This is a genomic window from Pseudomonas sp. GW822-FHT04C11 (assembly GCF_058800905.1).
Map to the genome: position 1 here is coordinate 370,420 of NZ_JBXAMS010000004.1, position 20,110 is coordinate 390,529.

The 20,110-nt window shown below is 53.6% G+C and carries 13 protein-coding genes and 5 pseudogenes; 6 read left to right on the top strand and 12 right to left on the bottom strand.

Annotated features, from left to right (window positions below; genetic code table 11):
• Window positions 1-172: 172 nt before the first annotated feature.
• The 6 genes and pseudogenes from AC1RJ3_RS09465 to AC1RJ3_RS09490 form a co-directional block, all read right to left on the bottom strand.
• On the bottom strand, window positions 173-1,120 hold the full coding sequence (locus AC1RJ3_RS09465; RefSeq protein ID WP_347929603.1) for a DUF535 family protein: 948 nt from the start codon (window positions 1,118-1,120) through the stop codon (window positions 173-175).
• A 7-nt stretch (window positions 1,121-1,127) separates the two neighbouring features.
• Complete coding sequence (locus tag AC1RJ3_RS09470; RefSeq protein ID WP_347929602.1) at window positions 1,128-2,105, bottom strand: glycosyltransferase family 2 protein; 978 nt, start codon at window positions 2,103-2,105, stop codon at window positions 1,128-1,130.
• A gap of 49 nt (window positions 2,106-2,154) precedes the next feature.
• Complete coding sequence (locus AC1RJ3_RS09475; RefSeq protein WP_054596705.1) at window positions 2,155-2,679, bottom strand: serine O-acetyltransferase; 525 nt, start codon at window positions 2,677-2,679, stop codon at window positions 2,155-2,157.
• Between the two features lie 9 nt (window positions 2,680-2,688).
• Window positions 2,689-3,645, bottom strand: coding sequence for a glycosyltransferase family 2 protein (locus tag AC1RJ3_RS09480; protein WP_493078588.1), 957 nt, complete (start codon window positions 3,643-3,645; stop codon window positions 2,689-2,691).
• Between the two features lie 37 nt (window positions 3,646-3,682).
• A pseudogene (locus AC1RJ3_RS09485) lies at window positions 3,683-4,510 on the bottom strand (oligosaccharide flippase family protein); the annotation flags it as partial.
• A 180-nt stretch (window positions 4,511-4,690) separates the two neighbouring features.
• Window positions 4,691-5,031 (bottom strand): annotated as a pseudogene (locus AC1RJ3_RS09490) (IS630 family transposase); the annotation flags it as partial.
• A gap of 200 nt (window positions 5,032-5,231) precedes the next feature.
• Here AC1RJ3_RS09490 and AC1RJ3_RS09495 point away from each other — a divergent pair.
• A pseudogene (locus tag AC1RJ3_RS09495) lies at window positions 5,232-5,417 on the top strand (transposase domain-containing protein); the annotation flags it as partial.
• 516 nt (window positions 5,418-5,933) lie between these two features.
• On the opposite strand, the gene AC1RJ3_RS09500 reads toward AC1RJ3_RS09495, so the two are convergent.
• Together AC1RJ3_RS09500 and AC1RJ3_RS09505 are read right to left on the bottom strand one after the other, a co-directional pair.
• A complete protein-coding gene (locus AC1RJ3_RS09500; RefSeq protein ID WP_347929600.1) occupies window positions 5,934-6,992 on the bottom strand; it encodes a GT-B fold glycosyltransferase domain-containing protein in 1,059 nt (352 codons plus the stop codon).
• 211 nt (window positions 6,993-7,203) lie between these two features.
• A complete protein-coding gene (locus AC1RJ3_RS09505) occupies window positions 7,204-8,184 on the bottom strand; it encodes an IS5 family transposase (protein ID WP_347930018.1) in 981 nt (326 codons plus the stop codon).
• Between the two features lie 224 nt (window positions 8,185-8,408).
• Here AC1RJ3_RS09505 and AC1RJ3_RS09510 point away from each other — a divergent pair.
• Together AC1RJ3_RS09510 and AC1RJ3_RS09515 are read left to right on the top strand one after the other, a co-directional pair.
• Window positions 8,409-8,649: pseudogene (locus tag AC1RJ3_RS09510) on the top strand (transposase); the annotation flags it as partial.
• 67 nt (window positions 8,650-8,716) lie between these two features.
• Window positions 8,717-10,087 (top strand): oligosaccharide flippase family protein, encoded by a 1,371-nt coding sequence (locus AC1RJ3_RS09515; RefSeq protein ID WP_347929599.1) that lies wholly within the window; start codon window positions 8,717-8,719, stop codon window positions 10,085-10,087.
• Window positions 10,088-10,863: 776 nt separating this feature from the next.
• Here the strand turns inward: AC1RJ3_RS09515 and AC1RJ3_RS09520 are convergent.
• Window positions 10,864-11,580: a glycosyltransferase family 25 protein gene (locus AC1RJ3_RS09520; protein ID WP_054596700.1), complete on the bottom strand. Its 717-nt coding sequence runs from the start codon at window positions 11,578-11,580 to the stop codon at window positions 10,864-10,866.
• Window positions 11,581-11,626: 46 nt separating this feature from the next.
• Window positions 11,627-12,175 (bottom strand): annotated as a pseudogene (locus AC1RJ3_RS09525) (oligosaccharide flippase family protein); the annotation flags it as partial.
• A gap of 96 nt (window positions 12,176-12,271) precedes the next feature.
• Between AC1RJ3_RS09525 and AC1RJ3_RS09530 the strand changes: the two are divergent.
• From AC1RJ3_RS09530 to galE, 3 genes are all read left to right on the top strand, one after another.
• The gene (locus AC1RJ3_RS09530) at window positions 12,272-13,798 is read left to right on the top strand and encodes an O-antigen ligase family protein (protein ID WP_493078591.1); all 1,527 of its coding nucleotides are present in this window, start codon (window positions 12,272-12,274) and stop codon (window positions 13,796-13,798) included.
• A 5-nt stretch (window positions 13,799-13,803) separates the two neighbouring features.
• Window positions 13,804-16,488 (top strand): cellulase family glycosylhydrolase, encoded by a 2,685-nt coding sequence (locus AC1RJ3_RS09535; RefSeq protein ID WP_493078593.1) that lies wholly within the window; start codon window positions 13,804-13,806, stop codon window positions 16,486-16,488.
• Between the two features lie 87 nt (window positions 16,489-16,575).
• Window positions 16,576-17,553 carry a UDP-glucose 4-epimerase GalE gene (galE, locus tag AC1RJ3_RS09540; RefSeq protein ID WP_054596697.1) on the top strand — a complete coding sequence of 326 codons (978 nt, stop codon included), beginning with the start codon at window positions 16,576-16,578 and terminating at the stop codon, window positions 17,551-17,553.
• A 187-nt stretch (window positions 17,554-17,740) separates the two neighbouring features.
• Here the strand turns inward: galE and AC1RJ3_RS09545 are convergent, their stop codons facing one another.
• Entirely contained in the window at window positions 17,741-18,484 is a 744-nt protein-coding gene (locus AC1RJ3_RS09545) for a CpsD/CapB family tyrosine-protein kinase (protein WP_493078654.1), read from the bottom strand.
• Window positions 18,485-18,558: 74 nt separating this feature from the next.
• Window positions 18,559-20,109: a GumC family protein gene (locus AC1RJ3_RS09550; RefSeq protein WP_493078596.1), complete on the bottom strand. Its 1,551-nt coding sequence runs from the start codon at window positions 20,107-20,109 to the stop codon at window positions 18,559-18,561.
• Window position 20,110 lies beyond the last annotated feature (1 nt).

Sequence of the window (20,110 nt, forward strand, 5' to 3'; positions counted from 1 at the left end):
TCAACAAGCACCACGGGGTTTATTCCGATCCTTGCATTTTTTCCGAGCAATACCCCACCTGGAATTTTTGCTCCGGCACCGTATATACACGTCGAAACCAATAGTTGAAACAGTGTCGCCCGCTAACTAACCAAGAGTGACTACTGCAGTTTCATGCTGTCAGGCCCGACAGTCAAATATCGACCTGATGAGCGCTTGTGTTAGTTGCACAACGGCCCATTAACACACTATCTATCCTTGAAAAAATATCATCTAGAAGCTCATAACGTCTGCGGTACATGGCACGTTTTTTTGAAGGAATACAATCAAGCGATTTTTTGGACAATACCATGGGGATTTCAAAAAAGTCTTCGCGCTCTGACGGAATCGCTCCATGTTCCAACCATATGGCATCATAATCAGCCGCCAGGTCTTGAGCTTTTTCAGCCCCAAAATATGGATGACGATGATGACGATATCCATCCCCTATCGCATAAATCTTTTCAACACCAACACTGCTTGCAATATACTTAATAGCTTCGATCAGAAGACTTCTTGGGCGAAGGCCTTCGAAATCTTTTGTCAGTGCTCTATAAATGTCCAAAGACCTATCACTCTCTACGCCTTTGTGTATCCCTTGAACGGCACCGATAAAAATACATAACTCAACTTCCGTGCGACACAAGGTGAACGCTATTGATGCAATACGCAAATCACCCTGAAACAAATTCAGCACCAACTCCCCTTCACGCATAAACCATACCGGACGATCCAGAACCAAGGAACAACCAACAGAGCACCCCGACAAGTCACTCAACATCAAGCTGTCATTTCGTCCCAGAAGTAATAGCTGCGGACAGCTTTTTGTGACGACTTCGTAATGCGAGGCCAAGACACCAAGTCTATCCTGAGGTCTCCAGCATCGACTGATGTACGGCCAATGAACAACACCGACACAATCACCTCCCAACTTCTCAAAACCGGTCTTGCCCAGGGCATTCGACATACGCCACAAAAACAACTTTAGCTCGGACCAGTTTTTTCCAACTAAAATCAGTAATACAAGCTTATTTTTCAACGCCCTGAAGGAATACCCTGCATGTAAAGAAAACACGCTTTTTAGTATCAGCCAATCATTCATAGCCGTCTCACTTGTATTCGATCAACGCCGTCTTGCCGGCGCCCAATCTGTGCAACAGAAACTTGACTTGCCCGAGCATCTCGGGAAATTTGCTCAGCACCAGAAAGAAGGCCTGCAGCCAGTTTTCGCGCGCTGATCTATCGCCCCGGCGAGCCAAGCGCACCACCTGCAGTGGATAGACCAGCAGCAGAAGCAGCCCAAACCATCCCAACACCAAACTCGCGATCATAGTCGCCAGCGGGACACCCAAGCCCCAAAGCCAGGCCCGGCGCGACTCACGCTGCCAATGTTGCTCCGGTGCGGCCCCATGCAAAAATGCGCCCTCGGCAAAGGCATAGCCACCACGCAGGGTACGCCGCCACCATTGGCCGAAGCGGGTCATGGCCGCATCGTGCAAGGTCATTTCGTCAGCCAGGCGCCAGACTTTCCATCCATTCGCACGCAGACGTACACACAACTCAGGCTCTTCCCCGGCAATAAGATCCGCTCGAAAACCAGACACTGCGGCGAACGCTTCAGCCCGTATCAGCGCATCGCCACCACACGCCTTGGCCTCACCTATCGGGGTATCCCATTCAAGATCACACAACAAGTTGTAAATCGAACGCTGTGGAAAACGTTCACGGCGCCGTCCACAGACCACCGCAACCTCAGGCTGAGCATCAAGAAAGGCCTGCGCCCGGGGTAGCCAGCCACCGACAACCTCGCAATCACCATCGACAAACTGTACATAACACATCGCCGGCAATAAACGTTGCACGCAGGCAAATCCTTCATTGCGCGCACGTGCAGCCGTAAAGGGAATCGACATATCCAACTCAACCACCTCGACCCCAAGCCGCCGTGCCATCTGGACTGAACCATCCGTTGATCCAGAGTCGACATAAATAACCTTCTGCGCCGCACCGCCCAGCGAAGCCAGGCAACGCTCAAGCCGCAGGCCTTCATTGCGACCGATAACAACGACACCGATACCAGTAGCCATTGAGTTCACTCAGCGATGTAAAACTGCTCGATATCGTCCACCAGAGGGTTCATAAGCATTCCCTTGCTTCTGCGCGCTGCCTTTTCTTGATAGTCGCAGGCACGCCCACTGCCACCGAGTCGTCCGGTACATCTGTCAGCACCACGGCATTGGCACCAATCACGACGTTGTTGCCAATGCGGATATTGCCCAGCACCTTGGCCCCGGCACCGATATCAACGTTGTTACCCATCACCGGGGCAATCGGCTCATCCACATTCTTGAGCCCCACGACCACGCCATTGCGGATACGGCAATCATCGCCGAACTGAGCATAACCACTGATCACGATTCCGCCGAAATGATCGATGACGAAGTTGCGCCCAATCACCACCTCACACGGCAGCTCGATACCCGTCACGATCTGCACCAATTTGAAGAGCACTTTGTATATAAAGGAGAACAACTTACGCAAGAATGCCGGGCGCACTCCGTAGCGCCAGCGCCCAAAGCGATAAACCAGCATCACCCAGAACCCCTGAGCAGCCCAATCACCAGCGTATGCACGCAAGTCCGCACGTATATTTTCGAACATAAGGTTGACCTACCGTGTTGGTCGGCTAGCAAAGTGGGTATCGCGCAGCAACGCCCAAGTATCACGAGCATGCTGCCAACATGCCCCTATGGCGGCCCGGCCGCGGCCTTTCAATAGAGCCTTGAGCGCCAGAATCAGATCACCCAGGCTCACCAGTAACATATGAGAGGCCAAACCCAGTAGACCGTGGTGCTTGCGAAAGTACAAAAGCTCGCTTTCGATTTGTAACCTGGGTATCTGTCGACTGACCACATTGAGCTCGACAACCGATTTGGCACTTTCACCGCCGATATGCACCACCGTGGTATGCGGGTAATAAACCACCTTCCAACCGGCCTGTTTAACGCGTTTGCAGTGATCGACCTCCTCGTAGTAAAGAAAGTAGCGCGGGTCGAACAAACCAACCTGATCGATGACTTCACGGCGGATCAAGTAATAGCAGCCGGGCACCCAGTCGCACTCACGGACCGAGGCATGATCCCAGTCCATGTCGTCGACCCTCTTCACCACAGGGAAAAAGCGCTCAAGCCCTGTACGCGAGAGGAAGACATTCAACGGCGTCGGAAAATAGCGACAGGAGGGCTGCAAATCACCCTCTCGCCCAACCAGCCGAACGCCAAGGACTCCGCAATCAGGGTGAGCCGCCATGTAATCGAGGGTCTTGTTCAGGGTATCAGCAGCAACGAATGCATCGGTATTGAGGAGCAACGCGTACTCGCCCTGCAGGTGCTCAACCAATTGATTGTTGGCACGACCAAAGCCAACATTATTTTCATTGGCCAGCAGAAATGCCTCTGGGCAAACCGTTGCCAGGCACTCTAGCGAGTTATCGACAGAGGCATTGTCCACCACTAAATAGCGCGTTCGATCCGCACTATTTGACTCGCGCAACGCGTTAAACATGGGCTGCAGCAGAGTCGCTGTATTGTAGTTAACTACCAGCACATCAAGAGGAGCACTAATCATTAGGTTGCTCCCCAAAAAAGTGTTGAACTCTCATTGCCACAAGCGCCCCAACCACTACGCCAAGCGCCAGCAGCAGGGGCAGCAGCACCCATAACGAAACAACGCGAATGATGCGATCACCATTCATGGCCAGTACTCCCACTGCCGAAGACAATAGTATCCAATGGCCAAAGACGATTAACTCTTTGAGCGCAGAGCGGTCCCACTGTAGACGGTTAGGCGGTCCCTCAAACCAGAAATGACCCAGTAGAGTGCTGACCATCGCGGCGACCAGACCTGCAACCACCAGCGACCAGATAGACCTGGTGAAGTAACCGGCGCCCAGCATCACCAGCAGGCCGGCAAGCTGGGACGCAAACTCGGCGAGCACCACTTTCTTTTGCTGAAACGCGCGAACGGCCAAGTCGATTTTAGTCGACTGGAACCCAAAGATGATCGCGGTAAAACCGGTAAAGGCCAACACCAGCGGCAACTCCGGTGCAGCATAGGTGGAATTGGCCGACCACAAATTGATGACTTGCGCAAACCAGGTGAAGCCCGCGATTAGAAGTGTCGAAGCAAAAAGGACAACGCCACGCAGGATCTGCACTGTCCAGGCGGTATTGAGAAACACTGGATCGTCGCCACGCGGGCTCTGGATAATGTTCTGGCGCAAACCGACATCGGAAAGCAAGTGCAGAACCACCAAAACGGTGGTGGCGATGATCATTACGCCGAACATTTCCGGCATCAGCAGACGGGCCATTACCAGGTTGCCGCCCAAGCGAATGGCTTGAGACGTTACAAGCGCCCCCAGATTCCATGCCCCAGCAGATATCGCTCGCCTGCGAAGGCTCAACGATGGCGATAAATCAATTGGAGGCATGACATCAACCCCAAACTCAAATGGTACGCACGTTACTATAGCTACAATTGGTCATCTCACTAGCCGTTGCTCACCAATCCATGGGTTCAAGAATCCATGCCTGAGCACTTTCGCGCGTTAATCGTCATTCTAGTTTTAGCTGGCATCGTTTTTGCCCTAGTGTGCTGTTTTGAAAATAACTTACCCATTAGCTCGTAAAGCCATTGCCTCACGGGCTCGCTGTATCTTGTTCAAGATATCTTCGCCCTTCGCATTCCAGACGTAGCGAGTCGGCTGTGCATTTCGCAGTGCCAGGAACGTGGTGATCGAGCTTTCCAGTTCGCGAACCGAGCTGAAACTACCGTCACGCAGGCATGTTGACGCTCGATGCAGCTGATCAAGCGTCCTTGAAGATAATCCAGCGCAGTGAACAAGGTGACCGTGCCGTGGCGGATATAGTCATGCGATTGCGTACGGATATGCCCGATACCAAGAGGCAGACCAGGCTGCGAGCGTTCCAAGGCTTGAACCTGGCTTTTCTCATGGTAAGTAGGCCGAAGGAATTTCACCTTCAGCCTCTCGCAGAACCGTACGTGAGTCTCTCAACCCATACGGCTCCCGTTACCCAGTCGAGCCTCATTTCCAAAGACATGCCAGTGCACAAACAACGATGGGCAGGCTTTCTTTATTCGGTTAAGCCAATCAACACTGCAGCACTTGTGCCCCGCCAGCGGTTTGTATTTCTGACGGGCCCAAGGGCGCGACAGCCAGCGCGCAGATCTATAGCTTGGTCGAAACTGCCAAAGCCAACGGCCAAGAGCCCTATACGTGGCTGCACCACGTACTGGAATGCCTACCGCAAGCTACTTCGGTAGAAGACTTCGAAGCCTTGCTGCCGTGGAACTGTTCCCCAACTATCTCGTGCTAAATGCCCACATCGGTTTTTTGCCATGTGTGGTTTATGGGTCGCTCACAACGCACTGGTATCACGTGAGCATCAAACAGCGCCTTGAAGGTCGTTTGATAGACTTGGCGGAGATGGTCAATGACGAGGTCAGATTGAATGAGCTTCTGTCCGCGCAATGTGAAGACTTCCAAGTGACTGAAGTACAGGTGTCTACGCCGGGCTGGATAAATCGTGGCCCGAGCTGGCGCATGGAACTTCTGCGTGGCATTTCCCTTGGCTATGACAAAAACGAGGTCGTGGTATGCCTGCTTGAAGTCGAAAGCGGTCAGGTCTACACCGACTCTCATGACCGCTCGTCCGACGTCAACACTCTGACCAACCTCCGGAAAATTTACTGAGAAACGACAAGATTTTCGAATGCTGTAACGCGAATTTTGCAGCGTAACGGAGCCATTGTTACCGAGCAGAAATTGAGTTACACCCAACGAATACGCACTCAGGGGCGTATAAATGCTGAATACGCGCGTTATACTTTCGTTACACACCAATTTTAGCAACATCAAGAGATCTCAAGAAATACCAAAGCCTGATTTTTCTCAAAACACGTAACGGGACCCATAGAATATTTAGCCTGGGAGCTTCACTGCTTACCCTGTGTTCCAACACCTCTTTATGAACATGTGGTATTTCATTAAAGAGTCGTTCCAGCATTGCTGGTTCCGACTCACCAGAAAGCGACCCAGAATAATGAATGATATTTGAACTTTTCATGGACGGTGTCGCTGATGGACCGACGATATGCCCAGGAAAAGCCATGTGATGTTCCACAAGGCTTAAGTGGCGCCACCTGATATTATTCTTTACCAGCACGGGAGAAATAACAACTTGATCGGCATACCATGCAGACCCTGAACTGCTTGCCAGCTTACTTTTCAGTAGTTTTTCGAATGCTGAAAAATAGCTTTCAGCAAAACAACTACTTCTACGCCAGACAAATGCACCCGAATTAAAGTAAGCACGCACTTTTACCACCGGACTTTCTAGTGATATCCATGGAAGCTCATCGAAATTGGCGCCTAACAACTTGCACAACGACTGCCAATAAGGACAATCTTTTGCAACCCCCTCATGTATAGCTGGTGGAAGATATTCTGCACGGGCGGCAAAATCAACGTCTAAATCTAACAGCAGCCCCGATGGCTCCGACGCAATCAAAATATCACTATCAAGCCAAGAAATTAAATCAGTTGTTGCATTACATTGCGCCCAATATACCGCCGCCGGTTTATTTGAATAGTTAAACCAAGGCGCCACATTATATGCACTATCATCGACGTAGGTCACATCTAACTCGCACATTGCACGCAACGTTGCTCGCGAAAGGGGTGCACCAACACGTGCCTTTACTGCAAATACTGTACAATTTGCCAACCGACCGCCAAATTTTCTAAGCGTTTTGATCATAAGGAGAGTTTGATTTTCAAGCCGCCCACTTTCAATACAACAAACAAACGAAATCGATGGAGTTGAAACCTCACTAGATCTGCAATCCCGCGCAACAAACACCTGCCGATCTAAATTTAAAGAATTAGACATTTGATATAAATCCCTCATTGAGCAATCGAAACTCACGAGAATAATTCAACGAACTTGTGAACCCATATATATCTGGCATGCCTGTAGGGAAGCTCCGTTCAACTTTCCGCAACCGCTCGGCAAGTTGAAAAGCCCGTGGCGCTCAGCGCTATTTACTGCGAAACGTCCCGTACGCACCGCCTTGTCGGGCTTTTTAGTTCATTTCTCCGTGTTACATGCGCAACTCGCCCATACCCATCAGCTGTTTTCGAACTATCCACAGGGTTGACAGGGCGAACAGCGTGGTCAGCTGAGCGGTGTTTTTCATCAGTCCACGAAAGCGCACTTTCACATAACCGAACTGGCGCTTGATCACTCGAAAAGGATGCTCAACCCTGGCCCGCGTCTGGGCTTTGCAATACTCGATTTTGCGCTTGGCCTTGTAGAACAGGCTGCGTTTATTGAGCCTGGAATAGGTGCTGCGCCGCGCGGTGAGCTGCCAGATCACCTCACGATTTTCATGCTCCTCACATTTCTCGACACTGGTGTGCCCCGCGTCGGCATACACCGTGTTTCCATCGCCGTGCAGCAGCTGCGCAACGTGGGTGACGTCGGCCACATTCGCCGCCGTGCCGTGAACGTGATGAACCAGCCCCGATTCCACATCAGCGCCGATATGCGCCTTCACTCCGAAGAAATATTGATTACCTTTCTTCGTTTGATGCATTTCAGGATCACGCTTGCCGTCTTCGTTCTTGGTCAAGCTGGGCGCATGGATAATCGTGGCATCGACGATGGTGCCTTGACGCTGGGAAAGGCCTTTTTCCTGCAAATAACCATTGATGACCGCGAGGATCGCCAGCGCCAACTTATGCTTTTCCAGCAAATGCCGGAAATTCATGATCATGGTGTCTTCAGGAATCGGCGCGCTCAAGGTCAGATGGGCGAACTGGCGCATGGGAGTGATTTCATACAGTGCTCCCTCCATTGCCGGGTCACTCAGCGAGAACCAGCTCTGCAACAGGTGAATACGCAGCATGGTTTCCAACGGATACGGTTTGCGGCCACCGCCAGCCTTTGGGTAATACGGCTCAATCAACGTCAGCAAGCCGCTCCAGAGCACGACCTGATCCATCTCGGCAAGGAATCGTTCGTAGCGTGTTTGCTTACGCTTGCCGGCGAATTCGAAATCGGAAAAGCTCATCTGGCTCATCTGGCTCATCTGGCTCATGGGCGGCTCGGGTCAGGTGGTGAGGGTGTATTTCTCCACGGTTGAAGACTTGTTCGGAGATTCCGTAGATAGCTGTCGAGAAAAGCACGCTTTCACCTCGAGGGACCAATCGGACACACAATCCGATATTGAATTCACCATAGATTGCTTCCGGCGTTTTTCAAGGTAGTTGTCGCGTTGACCGTGTTTTTTAAAAGCTCAGCGCCCAGTTGCAACCGGTAATCCCGTTGCGGACGATGAAGCGCAAGCCCAAACCCGGTTTACCCAGACTTTTCGATCGACCGAAGTACCGGCAGCGCAACGTCATTGAGCGGATGTTCGGCTGGCTGTAAGAGAACCGCCGCATCACAACGCGGTTTCGTCAAACTCGCGAAAAGCTTTGCGGCAATGGTTTCGCTGGCCTGTTCCATGCGGCGCTTGCGACACTGTTTTTCGTACAAAACCTAGAGTGTGCTAACGGCATGGCAGATCGAGACTATAGTAGCTTGCTAGAGATTGGGTGAGGGATGTTGCTATGCCTTCGATCGAGTTGTCGTCACCGCAGAGCCTTCGCAAGCGGGTCATCTGGGCTGGGGCGTTGAATATCGGGTGTATGCTGGCTTCCCACGCCATGCGACTGGGCGGCAACCTGGTGATCACCCGCCTGCTGGTGCCGGAAATGTTCGGCGTGATGGCCATCGTCACCACCGTTTCGGTGCTACTGCTACTGCTTTCTGATGTTGGCCTGCGGCAGAACATTATCCAAAGCCCACGAGGCGACGACCCGCTGTTTCTCAATACCATGTGGACAGTGCAGATCGTCCGCGGTTTTGTGCTGTTTCTCCTGATGCAGCTGCTGGCCCTCTGTGCCTGGTTCGCGCAGCACCTTCAACTGTGGCCGGCGCACACCACCTATGCCGCTGCAGAGCTGCCGCTGGCGTTGGCACTAACCGGCTTTTTCGCGATTATTTACGGCTTCCAGTCGACCAAGGTCGATGTGGCCATCCGTACGTTTCAGCAGAAGAAGGTGGTGCTCGCGGAACTGATCACGCAGCTCGCCGGCCTGGTGGTGATGCTGGTGGCCGGCTACTTCACCCGCTCTATCTGGTCGCTGGTGGCGGCGAGCCTATTGGCCACCTTGGTCTACACTGTCCTCAGTCACCTGATGTTCCAGGGCCCGAACAACCGCCCGCAGTGGGACCCGGCGGCGCTCCGCGAGATGCTCGACTACGGCCGTTGGATACTGTTGTCGTCCGCGGTGGGGGTCCTGGCCATGCAGGGTGACCGGATCTGGTTCGGCGGCAGCATGTCGGTCATGGAACTGGGGGTTTATTCCATCGCCGTGAGCATCCTTGGAACCATCCAGTTGAGCCTGCAGCGGCTGGCCGGGGCGGTCGCTCTGCCGGCCCTCAGTGAAGCGGCGAGAAGTGGCGACAAGGAGCGGTTGCGCAACCTGTACTATCGCTTCAGGCTGTTGTTCGACCTAGTCTCGCTGTTCGCCTGCGGCTTCTTGCTGACCGCCAGCCCACTGATCATCGGCTGGTTATACGACGCACGTTATGCCGGCGCCGGCGGCATTATGGCTATCCTCTCGCTGTCCCTCTTTACCTTGCGCTTCACTCTGGCGCACCAGATCTGGCTGGCCCTCGGGCTGACCAAGTACCTGGCCATGGATAACATCATCCGGGTCATTTCACTGTTCATCCTGCTGCCGTTGCTTTTGGCCATCGGTGGGGTGACCTATGCGATCTGGGGTGTCGCCCTGCATACCTACTTGACGCTTTTCCTGATTTACAAGGTCAGTCGCCAACTGGGTCTTTTTGACCTGAGGCGCGAGCTTGCAGTGCTACCTGCTCTGGCGCTCGGAGCCTTGTTCGGGGCGTTGCTCGTCAGGCTCTTTGCCTGAGCCCGGGCTGGCCCTGTGTCGAATATCGTCGCTGTTCGTGCTTTGTGAATCTTCAGGGGTGGAAGTACGAAAATGTGAAGGGACTTGGTTGCAGGAGGCTCGACGTACCTGGCTCTGGGACAGTGCCACTAATGACGCTACTAGGCTGGGTCACATTGGACTGGGCAGTGCTGCTGGCGCTGCTAGTCTACCCATCGTAGGTGGTGCGTCTGGCGCGCCGTAACCGCAGTTCGGCGTGAGAGACCCCATGATCTATAGAGCGGTACTGAAAAGCACATGGCTTTCCTGCAACAGATTGAGCGCAGCACTCCCGCGGGGCTGGATCTGCATGTGATTCTGGATAACAGTTCGACCCACAAAGGGGAAGGAAGAGCTCACCTCGCTAGCCGCTTCAGGGACGAGCTGATTGGGCTGCGGCTAACGAGGGTGGCAATTTAACACTAGCCCACCTGACTTATCTCGCTCACCTTAACCACCCTACCAGCCTGCAGCTGAACAGCGGGCGAGGAATCATCATGCCTAAAGTACAGCGCGACTCTCATCATGGTGCGGGGCATGCCTCATGCAGACGCCAGATAGATTTGAGCAAGCCAACCACTTCACCCGTTAATCAGCATTGCAAAAAATGGGGTGACCATAGATTTCATTAAACCATTACACTCGGCGACTGAAAAAGGTCAACTGTTTCATTGGATCTCAGGCAACGTGATCGGTGTATATCACCAGAAACGGGAAGTCTTCTTCAGAGCTTTCCTAAAAAGCGAAGTAGCAGAAAACTATCGAGTTCTTCTCAGGTTTTTTGCTTTTAACCTCCTAAGCATAACCATTACCGACCGCAGGAGAGGCACCCTGTCAAAGATGGAAGGTTCATGCAGGTCCGTCCGCGAGGGCCTTTGATAGCCAAGATTCCAGGTAAAATAGTAAGCCAGAATCTCTTTGTTCTTTTGAATAAGCGTATTGAGAGCAGCGTCATAATGCATCGGACCTCCGTCAGGATGTCCCGGTGGCCGCTCCAGAACCTGGAATAAAAAATCCCTCAATTTCCCAAAGCATTTCCCGTTTACAGCATAGAAATGGGACAAATGTATTGGCCGGTCGACCACTTCCCAAGCAGGCAAGCTTGAGTTCCCTTCAAACGGATGCCCAAAATAGACGATGTCCCACTCCATACCTTCCAGAGACTCGATGGCCTGTCTCCCATATTGAGGAATGTGTCTGGAAAACTGTATGTCGTCCTCCATGATCAAGATATTTTTCAAATTCAGGCGCATTGCCTCTTCCAGCACCCCCAGATGACTCAAAAAGCAGCCTCTGGCCCCGACGCTCGGGAAGCCATTTCTCTCACTGGGCGTAACAGCCTCAAAAAAGCCTATTTTTTCATCATCAATTTGAAAGCCGTTACGAGCGAATTCTTCTACTGTTTCTAAACGGCGATCCTTTCTTGACGAGATATTGATGATTCTTGCTCGATCAAAATAGTCGATCACGTTCATCCGTCAGATCCTCAGCGCAGGCGATCAGGGCAGTTGGATTGCAGTATAGGTAAGCGATGACCAGCAGCCCGGCAAGCTGGGACGCAAACTCGGCGAGCACCACTTTCTTTTGCTGAAACGCGCGAACGGCCAAGTCGAGTTTCGTCGACTGGAACCCAAAGATGATCGCGGTAAAACCGGTAAAGGCCAACACCAGCGGCAACTCCGGTGCGGCATAGGTGGAATTGGCCGACCACAAATTGATGACTTGCGCAAACCAGGTGAAGCCCGCGATTAGAAGTATCGAAGCAAAAAGGACAACGCCACGCAGGATCTGCACGGTCCAGGCGGTATTGAGAAACACTGGATCGTCGCCACGCGGGCTCTGGATAATGTTCTGGCGCAAACCCATATCGGAAAGCAAGTGCAGAACCACCGAAACGGTGGTGGCGATGATCATTACGCCGAAAATTTCCGGCATCAGCAGACGGGCCATTACCAGGTTGCCGCCCAAGCGAATGGCTTGAGAGGCTACAAGCGCCCCCAGATTCCATGCCCCAGCAGATATCGCTCGCCTGCGAAGGCTCAACGATGGCGATAAATCAATTGGAGGCATGACATCAACCCCAAACTCAAATGGTACGCACGTTACTATAGCTACAATTGGTCATCTCACTAGCCGTTGCTCACCAATCCATGAGTTCAAGAATCCATGCCTGAGCACTTTCGCGCGTTAATCGTCATTCTAGTTTTAGCTGGCATCGTTTTTGCCCTGGCGCGTCGACCAGCAGTAGACCTGATCCCACACCACGACTTCACTCGTCGCCGCAATCTGTGGTTCGCATTGACGCTACTGGCCTTTGTCTCGCACAGTTTCTGGGTGTACGCGGGCATTGCCGCTATTATTTTGACCGTCGCACGACAACGCGAACGCAATCCTCTGGCACTGTTTTTCTTTCTGCTGTTTCTCATCCCGCCGGCCCCGGCAGAGATTCCCGGCTTCGGCCTGATCAACTATTTTTTTGCACTTAACCATATTCGTCTGCTCGCATTGTGTCTGTTGTTGCCGGCTTTTTTCATGCTACGCAGGCAAGCAAGCACACTGAGCTTCGGACGCACCTGGCCTGACAAACTGCTAGCGGCCTACCTCTTGCTGACGAGTCTGCTTTACCTGCGTAACACCACGCTGACCGACAACCTGCGCCAGACGCTCTACCTGTTCACAGACGTTTTTTTGCCTTACTACGTTGCCAGCAGGGCACTGAAGGAACTCAGCGACTTCAAGGATGCTCTGTTGGGATTTGTACTCGCCGCCATGGTGCTGGCGCTTATTGGTCTCGTCGAATTTGCCCGCCATTGGCTGCTGTACAACGCGCTGATTGTCGCCCTGGACATGCACTGGGGAATGTCCAGCTACCTGAATCGTGGTGATTCATTACGCGCCAGCGCCACCACCGGCCAGGCAATCGCACTGGGTTACGTCATTAGCGTGGCCATCGGCTTTTACCTGTTCTTGCGCGAGAGCGTACGCAGCCGATTGCAGCAATGCCTCGGCGCGCTCTTACTGGCTGGCGGTCTGTTTGCACCGGTGTCGCGTGGCCCCTGGATTGGCGCAGCCGTCATGATCACCGTGTTCATCGCCACCGGCCGTAAAGCTGTCAAACGCCTGATGCTTCTGGCAATCGCCGGAGCCCTCGCCCTTCCCCTGCTGGCCATCGTGCCTGGCGGGCAAAAATTCCTGGATCTGCTACCGTTCATCGGTACGGTAGACGTAGAGAACATCACGTACCGGCAGCGCTTGATTGACAACTCAGTGATCGTCATCCAGCGCAACCCTTGGTTGGGCTCTTTCGATTACCGCAACACTCCTGAGATGCAGTCCATGATTCAGGGCGAGGGCGTCATCGATATTGTGAATACCTATATCGCCCTGGCGCTGGACATCGGCCTGATCGGATTGACGCTATTCGTGGTTTTTTTCGCCACTGTGCTGCTCGGCATTCATACGGCAATACGCTCGTTCCCCAACAAAGACGATGAGGCGCGCCGACTCGGACGTGCGCTGTTGGCGGTACTGGCCGGGATACTGGTGACCATCTTTACCGTTAGCAGTATCACGGTGATCCCCGTGGTGTATTGGTCGGTGGCCGGACTGGGTGTGGCCTATGCTCAGATGGTGCGCAGGCTCAAGCGCACTGAGACTGCAAGCAGTGCGAGCGCCAACCTTCAACTCCGGTAACGCTCATGACGTCTTTTTTTCACCGCACCCATATGCTGCTAGTGGTTCTCCTGCCCCTTGCTATTTGGCCGTTTAGCACCTGGGCGTCGGACTGGGTCTCCAGCGTGGATGAGCGCAGTGGCCTGCCAATGCTGGCGCGCGGTGGCAACCCTGTAGTTTCTTCTTCATTCGCCTTCTGGGGGAGCCACTGGGAATGGGCGGATTTGCCGACCGCGTTCAAGGTGAACTCCCCTTATAGCTACTCCCTTGCAGGCAAGAACAAAAACCTGGATTTCGACGTAAGTGCGCAGATTCAGAAGGAAGACGAGCAAAAGTTAACCTGGAACATTGCCCTGGATGCACACAGCATGATGCCGGACGTGATGGGCGGAGGCATCGTCTTCAAGTTCGATCCTGCCCTTTACAATGGAGAAATGGGTGAGCCGGCTTTGCTACCCGACAACCGCGGCTGGTCCTGGGGGAATACACAAAGCCGACGCATCGAGATGCGTTTTGAGCCTGCACTGGCAAGTGTGTACTTTGAACCGGGTGATAAATCTCAGGTGCGTGCTTTTTTTTACAAGAACACGATCAAACCCGGCCGCCAAAATTTCAAAGCCACCTTGAGCCTATCTGGCGATGTGGTACTCGGTCCGACCACAACCGAGCGCTTCGGGCTGGCGGACACAAGGAGCTGGCCGAGTGACGCGCTCGACTGGAAAACCTCGCCGGTCGATCTGTCCTTTCTTAACGCTCACGAAAAACCTGCAGGTAAGCGCGGCTTCGTCAAAGTATCCGGCGAGCAACTGCTATTCGCGGACAACACCCCGGCGCGCTTCTGGGGCACTAACCTGGCGGCCTATACGCTGTTTCTTACGCCAGACGATGCAATCAAGCAGCAGGCCAAACGCCTGTCGGCACTCGGGTTCAATCTCGTACGACTGCACCACCATGACTCCCCATGGGTCATCCCAAACATCTTTCTCGACAGACACCTCACACGTGACACCCAGCAACTAAGCCCGGATTCGCTGAAAAAAATTGACTGGTGGATCAAGTGCCTCAAAGACGAGGGCATTTATGTATGGCTCGATATGCACGTCGAGCGAGCCCTCACGGCAAACGACAACATCTATGGCTTCGACGAAATGCCAAAAGATGACAGGAACGACGCCGGCCTCAAGGGCTATGCGTATGTAAATATCACTATTCAGCAGGCGATGAAGCGCTTTGCCCAAGCCTATTTGACCCATGTAAACACCTACACCGGACTCGCCTACAAAGACGATCCGGCGATCGCCGCCGTACTGATTACCAACGAAAACGATGTCACCCAGCACTTTGGCAACGCCCTATTACCAGACAAACGAGTGCCAAAGCACAACCGGATCTACATGGCCGAGGCCAAGGCCTTTGCGAACCAGCACAATCTATCCGCAAGCCAGACCTGGCGCTCCTGGGAGCCCGGCCCTGCCAAGCTGTTCCTTAACGATTTGGAGCGACGTTTCAACGTAGACATGATTCAACACCTACGTGAATCAGGAGTGAAGGTACCCATCGCCACGACCAGTACCTGGGGTGGTAATGGCCTTAACGCCCTACCGGCCCTTACCGCTGGCGACCTGATCGACGTCCATAGCTACGGTGGCTCTGGGCAGCTAGAGAAAAACCCGATCACCAGTGACGGTTTACTGCACTGGATTGCCGCCGGCCAAGTCATAGGCAAACCCCTGACCGTCACCGAGTGGAACACTGAACCCTTCCCGACACCCGACCGCCACTCGCTGCCACTCTATATGGCTGGCACCGCCAGCCACCAAGGCTGGGACGCACTGATCCACTACGCCTACAGCCAGGAGCCGCTAACCGGCGAATGGATGAGTGCCAGCAACTGGCACGCCTATAACGACCCTGCCCTGCTGGCCACCCTGCCCGCCGCCGCCTTGCTTTACCGCCGAGGCGACGTTCGCGAAGCAATGACGACCTATGTCTTCGCGCCGACGCCAAGCACGCTATTCAACCAACCCATCACACCGACCAACGCTGTTCTACTGCGTACCGCCATGGAGAAAGGCAAACTGCAGATCGCCATGCCACAGACGCCAGAATTACCTTGGTTGCAGCAGAGCATTATCTCGAGCAATGCCCAGGTGTTTCATGACGCCAATCAGTCGCTGCTGGACGCCAATGCCAGCGAGTCCACGACAGACACTGGCGAGTTAAAGCACAACTGGAAACAAGGCATCTACACCATCAATACGCCACGCACCCAAGCAGCAACCGGCTGGATCGGCGGCGAATCGATCAGCCTTGGCAACATCCAGGTTCAAGTGAAGACCGCTAATGCCAGTGTGGTGGTGCAAAGCCTGGACAGCGCGCCTATCGGCCGATCGCAAGACTTACTGATTTCACTGGGTACCCGTGCCATCCCCAAAGACGACAACAAAACACCTTTTTATGTCGAGCCCCTCGAAGGCACCCTGACAATCCAGGCACCGCAAGGCTTGACACTTTTCACCCACGGCATTCTTGCGCAAATGAAGGAGCTGCCCGCCACCTACCTTGATGGACGCTATACGATCAAGTTCGACGGCCAGCAGATGTCCAATTGGTTATTTTTGAAAAAAAGCGTTCTGCAAGCTACAACTTCAGGTGACGCACAGACAAAACTTGCCGAAACAGCACCATCAAGCACGCCGGCAAGCCAATAACTAACCCGTCTATTTAAAACAGGGTCAGGCCGATCGCGCTGACGCTCCAATCTGCGCTTACACAGCAACAGTTTCGGGGAGATCAGGATGAAATTTTTGGTTGTTGGTGGCGCAGGCTATATCGGCTCGCATATGGTCAAGCAACTACTGCGTGCAGGTCACGAACCGGTGGTGGCAGACAACTTTTCAACGGGCCATCGCGGCGCATTGATGGGCGGGAGATTGGTCGAACTGGACATCGCCGACGCACAAGCCCTGGACGTCTTGTTTGCGGGACAGCACTTTGATGCCGTGTTCCACTTCGCCTCATTTACACAAGTGGGCGAATCCGTCACTGAACCTGCCAAGTATTACCAAAACAACCTGGCTGGAACCCTTACGCTGCTACAAGCCGTGGTTCGTGCCGGGGTTAAAAACTTCATTTTTTCCTCGAGCGCAGCCATCTATGGCGACCCGGTGTATGTACCTATCGACGAAGAGCATCCCAAGGCCGCGATCAACCCTTATGGTCGAAGCAAGTGGATGGTGGAGCAGATGCTTGAAGATTTCGACCGTGCATACGGACTCAAGTCGGTCTGCCTGCGCTACTTCAACGCCGCCGGAGCAGACCCTGAAGGACAGTTAGGTGAACGCCGTGAACCGGAAACCCACCTGCTTCCACTGATACTGCAAGCGGCCTCCGGTCGGCGCACAACCATCACCGTCTATGGCCGTGACTACGACACACCTGACGGCACTTGCATTCGCGACTACATCCACGTTGTCGACCTCGTTGCAGCTCATGCACTTGCCGTGAATTATTTACTGGCAGGTGGTGCAAGCACGGCTTTGAACCTCGGAAACGGTCAAGGTTTCTCAGTACAACAAGTCATAGACACTGCACGCGCCGTGACCGGCCAGGGTATCTCCGTGAGCGAAGCGCCACGCCGCGTCGGCGATCCGCCACGCCTTGTGGCCGATCCCCGCATGGCCAATACATTACTTGGCTGGCAACCGCAATATGCCTCACTTGAACAGATAGTGGCGCACGCCTGGAGCTGGGAGCAGAAGTACCCTTGGCACTGAAAGTCGGCGCTGGCGCATAACGCCGAACGCCTAAGGGTGACGCTCTAGGCTCTATACGAAAACTGCCTGCGCGACGATCATGCTGCGTTAAAAACAGGCTCGGAATGCTCATTTAGTGGACTAAACTCCGCTTCCTCGCCTGTTTTTGCCTTGCCTGATCGCCGCTCGGCGAGTTTTCGTACAGAGCCTAGTAGTAAGAGCGACTTGGGCGCTCGGCTTTGTTTAGTACCGTGCCAATAAGATTGGCTGTCCCCAGATGATAAAGGCTTTCCTCGATCTCTTTCTTGCTGTTCATGCCGTTGGCGACCACCAGCAGGACGCAGTCGAATTTAGGCAAGACGGTAATAGCATCGTCCGAACTCAACAACGGCGGCAAGTCGAAAATCACGATACGCGAGTCGTAGCGCTCGCGCAGATCAGTAATCAAATCGCTCACTGTAGGCGATGACAGCACCTCGGTGGAGAGAGGGATCGGCTCTCGCGTCGGCAGGACTACAAAGCGCGGCAAGGTCGGGTTGACCAGAACCTCTTGCAGTTCCGCTTCATTGTCCAGCAATTCATTGAGCGATTTCTCCATCGGCAGACCCAGGCAGGCACCCACCATCGGACGACGCAAGTCGAAATCCACCAGTAGCGCCGTCTTGGTGGTGTGATGGGCGATGCTCATTGCCAGGTTGATAGCCACTACAGTCTTGCCTGCATCCGGAGTTGGCGAGGTGATAGCAAGCGTGCGCCAACCATTTTCTTCCATGACTTTCAGAACTTGCGTACGCAGCAGATCGAAAGCCCCCCCCATATTCGAATTCTTGTTGTACGCCACAATGCGATTGCGCTCGAGATGATCTGGCCGCAGCGGTACAACTTTGGTTTGCACATAACTCAGCGCATTCAGACCAGCAGACTGCCCGGTCACTGTCATGGCTTTTGGCATTGTCACGAGACTTGACGAAGGCTGTTGCTCGGAATTCTCGGTATCGGGCTTGATTATTTCCATGGCTATATTCCTTATGCAAACCGGCCCAGAGTTTTAAACATCAGAAGGTCCAGAGGCATGTAGAAGAAGTGCAGGAACACCAAAAAAAGCACGATTATCACGACTCCACTGACGATCAATCGCGTTCGCCACTGCTTACGGCGTGCCAGTTCCGCTCTGGTGTATATGTAGGGAATCGCAACCAATATGCGTCTACCCAGCACACTGGCCAAGGCTTCAGCTCCGCGCACGCGCTGGTTCAGCATCTCAAGGACCATCACCAATGCGCCAGCGCCCACCGGAGCGAGAACAAAGCCCATGGCAACCACTTTTTTACGGTTCGGCCGTATCGGCTTTTCAGGCATCAATGGCGATTCCAGAAGAACAAAACGCTCGGCTTTGTTTTCCTGCTCCAGGCTTTCGGAAATTTTCGCACTCATTTCCTTGGTGCGTATTTCCTCGTATTTCTTTTTAGCGTTTTCATAGTCACGCATCAGTGTGACCAAGCCGCGCTCGACTTGCGGCGTCTCAAGAATTTGCGCCTCGTAGTCGGCTATTTTTTTGAGTATTTCCTGCTTTTGATCGGCCAGCGACTTGATACGTGTTTCTGCGGCAGCAATCCGGGCCTGAGCCTTGGCAAGGTCCAGATTGACTGAAGCCGCTGCACCACCAGCACCTTTGGTAGCCTCAAGTGCAGCAATTTTGCGTTTGACGGCACGCACATCGGGGTGGGCTTCGGTATACAGCGACAGTAACCGGGTGTACTCCGCCTTCAGGCTTCCCAGATCTTGCTGTTTATCAACCGCCGCGCCGGGCGATCCATGCTTGGTCGCTGCTGCGGAAAGCTCCAACTCATTGAAGCGCAACTCCTCACGGGCAGTTTTGTAGTCACGGTCGACCTCTTTAAGCTCGGTTTCGGCGCGTGACAACATATTCATGCGCAACTCCTGATGCTCGGGAAGCGCGTTGCTGTGCGCTTGCTTGAAGTCTGCCAAGCGGTTTTCCAGGGCTTCCAGTTCGACCCTGAGCTTGTCCGCCTCCTGCGTCAGAAACTCCGTTGTTTCACTGGCGCGCTCGGTGCGCTGCTTGATGTTTTCATCCAGAAACAGCGTCACCAGTTCGTTGGCCACTTTGTTGGCAATCTCTGGCTGCCGGTGCTCAAAGGCAAGACGGAAAGCAATTGTCACTTCTCCGCGCCCCTTAACGACAGCACTGACCAAGGAGACTGTAATCGCATTGCGCATTTCATCGATTTTCTCGGAAAGGCTCAACTGCCTGCTTTGCGAAGCAAAAAGATTGTACTTGTCGATGATCGCTTCCAGATGCTCACGGGTCATCACGCGCTGGCGAATGACTTCGATGCGCTCATCGGCAAAGGTATTGTTGTTCCCCGCCACCAGGTCTGGCGAAATCTGCTGAGACTCGACCAGAATAGTGCCAGATGACTCGTAGATGGGCGGGATAGAGATCGCGACCACTACGCTCAGGCCGAGTATTACCGCGAAACTCAGGATCAACAGCAAGGCATGGTGCTTGATGACAGCAATGTAGTCGTTGACCGACATTTCGTATTCAGAGGTCATA

Coding starts and splice junctions, on each gene's coding strand:
- AC1RJ3_RS09535 (WP_493078593.1), top strand. CDS start 13,804: ATGACGTCTTTTTTTCACCGCACCCATATGCTGCTAGTGGTTCTCCTG.
- AC1RJ3_RS09480 (WP_493078588.1), bottom strand. CDS start 3,645: ATGATTAGTGCTCCTCTTGATGTGCTGGTAGTTAACTACAATACAGCG.
- AC1RJ3_RS09550 (WP_493078596.1), bottom strand. CDS start 20,109: ATGACCTCTGAATACGAAATGTCGGTCAACGACTACATTGCTGTCATC.
- AC1RJ3_RS09475 (WP_054596705.1), bottom strand. CDS start 2,679: ATGTTCGAAAATATACGTGCGGACTTGCGTGCATACGCTGGTGATTGG.
- AC1RJ3_RS09530 (WP_493078591.1), top strand. CDS start 12,272: ATGCCTGAGCACTTTCGCGCGTTAATCGTCATTCTAGTTTTAGCTGGC.
- AC1RJ3_RS09470 (WP_347929602.1), bottom strand. CDS start 2,105: ATGGCTACTGGTATCGGTGTCGTTGTTATCGGTCGCAATGAAGGCCTG.
- AC1RJ3_RS09520 (WP_054596700.1), bottom strand. CDS start 11,580: ATGAACGTGATCGACTATTTTGATCGAGCAAGAATCATCAATATCTCG.
- AC1RJ3_RS09500 (WP_347929600.1), bottom strand. CDS start 6,992: ATGTCTAATTCTTTAAATTTAGATCGGCAGGTGTTTGTTGCGCGGGAT.
- AC1RJ3_RS09505 (WP_347930018.1), bottom strand. CDS start 8,184: ATGAGCCAGATGAGCTTTTCCGATTTCGAATTCGCCGGCAAGCGTAAG.
- AC1RJ3_RS09545 (WP_493078654.1), bottom strand. CDS start 18,484: ATGCCAAAAGCCATGACAGTGACCGGGCAGTCTGCTGGTCTGAATGCG.
- AC1RJ3_RS09515 (WP_347929599.1), top strand. CDS start 8,717: ATGCCTTCGATCGAGTTGTCGTCACCGCAGAGCCTTCGCAAGCGGGTC.
- AC1RJ3_RS09465 (WP_347929603.1), bottom strand. CDS start 1,120: ATGAATGATTGGCTGATACTAAAAAGCGTGTTTTCTTTACATGCAGGG.
- galE (WP_054596697.1), top strand. CDS start 16,576: ATGAAATTTTTGGTTGTTGGTGGCGCAGGCTATATCGGCTCGCATATG.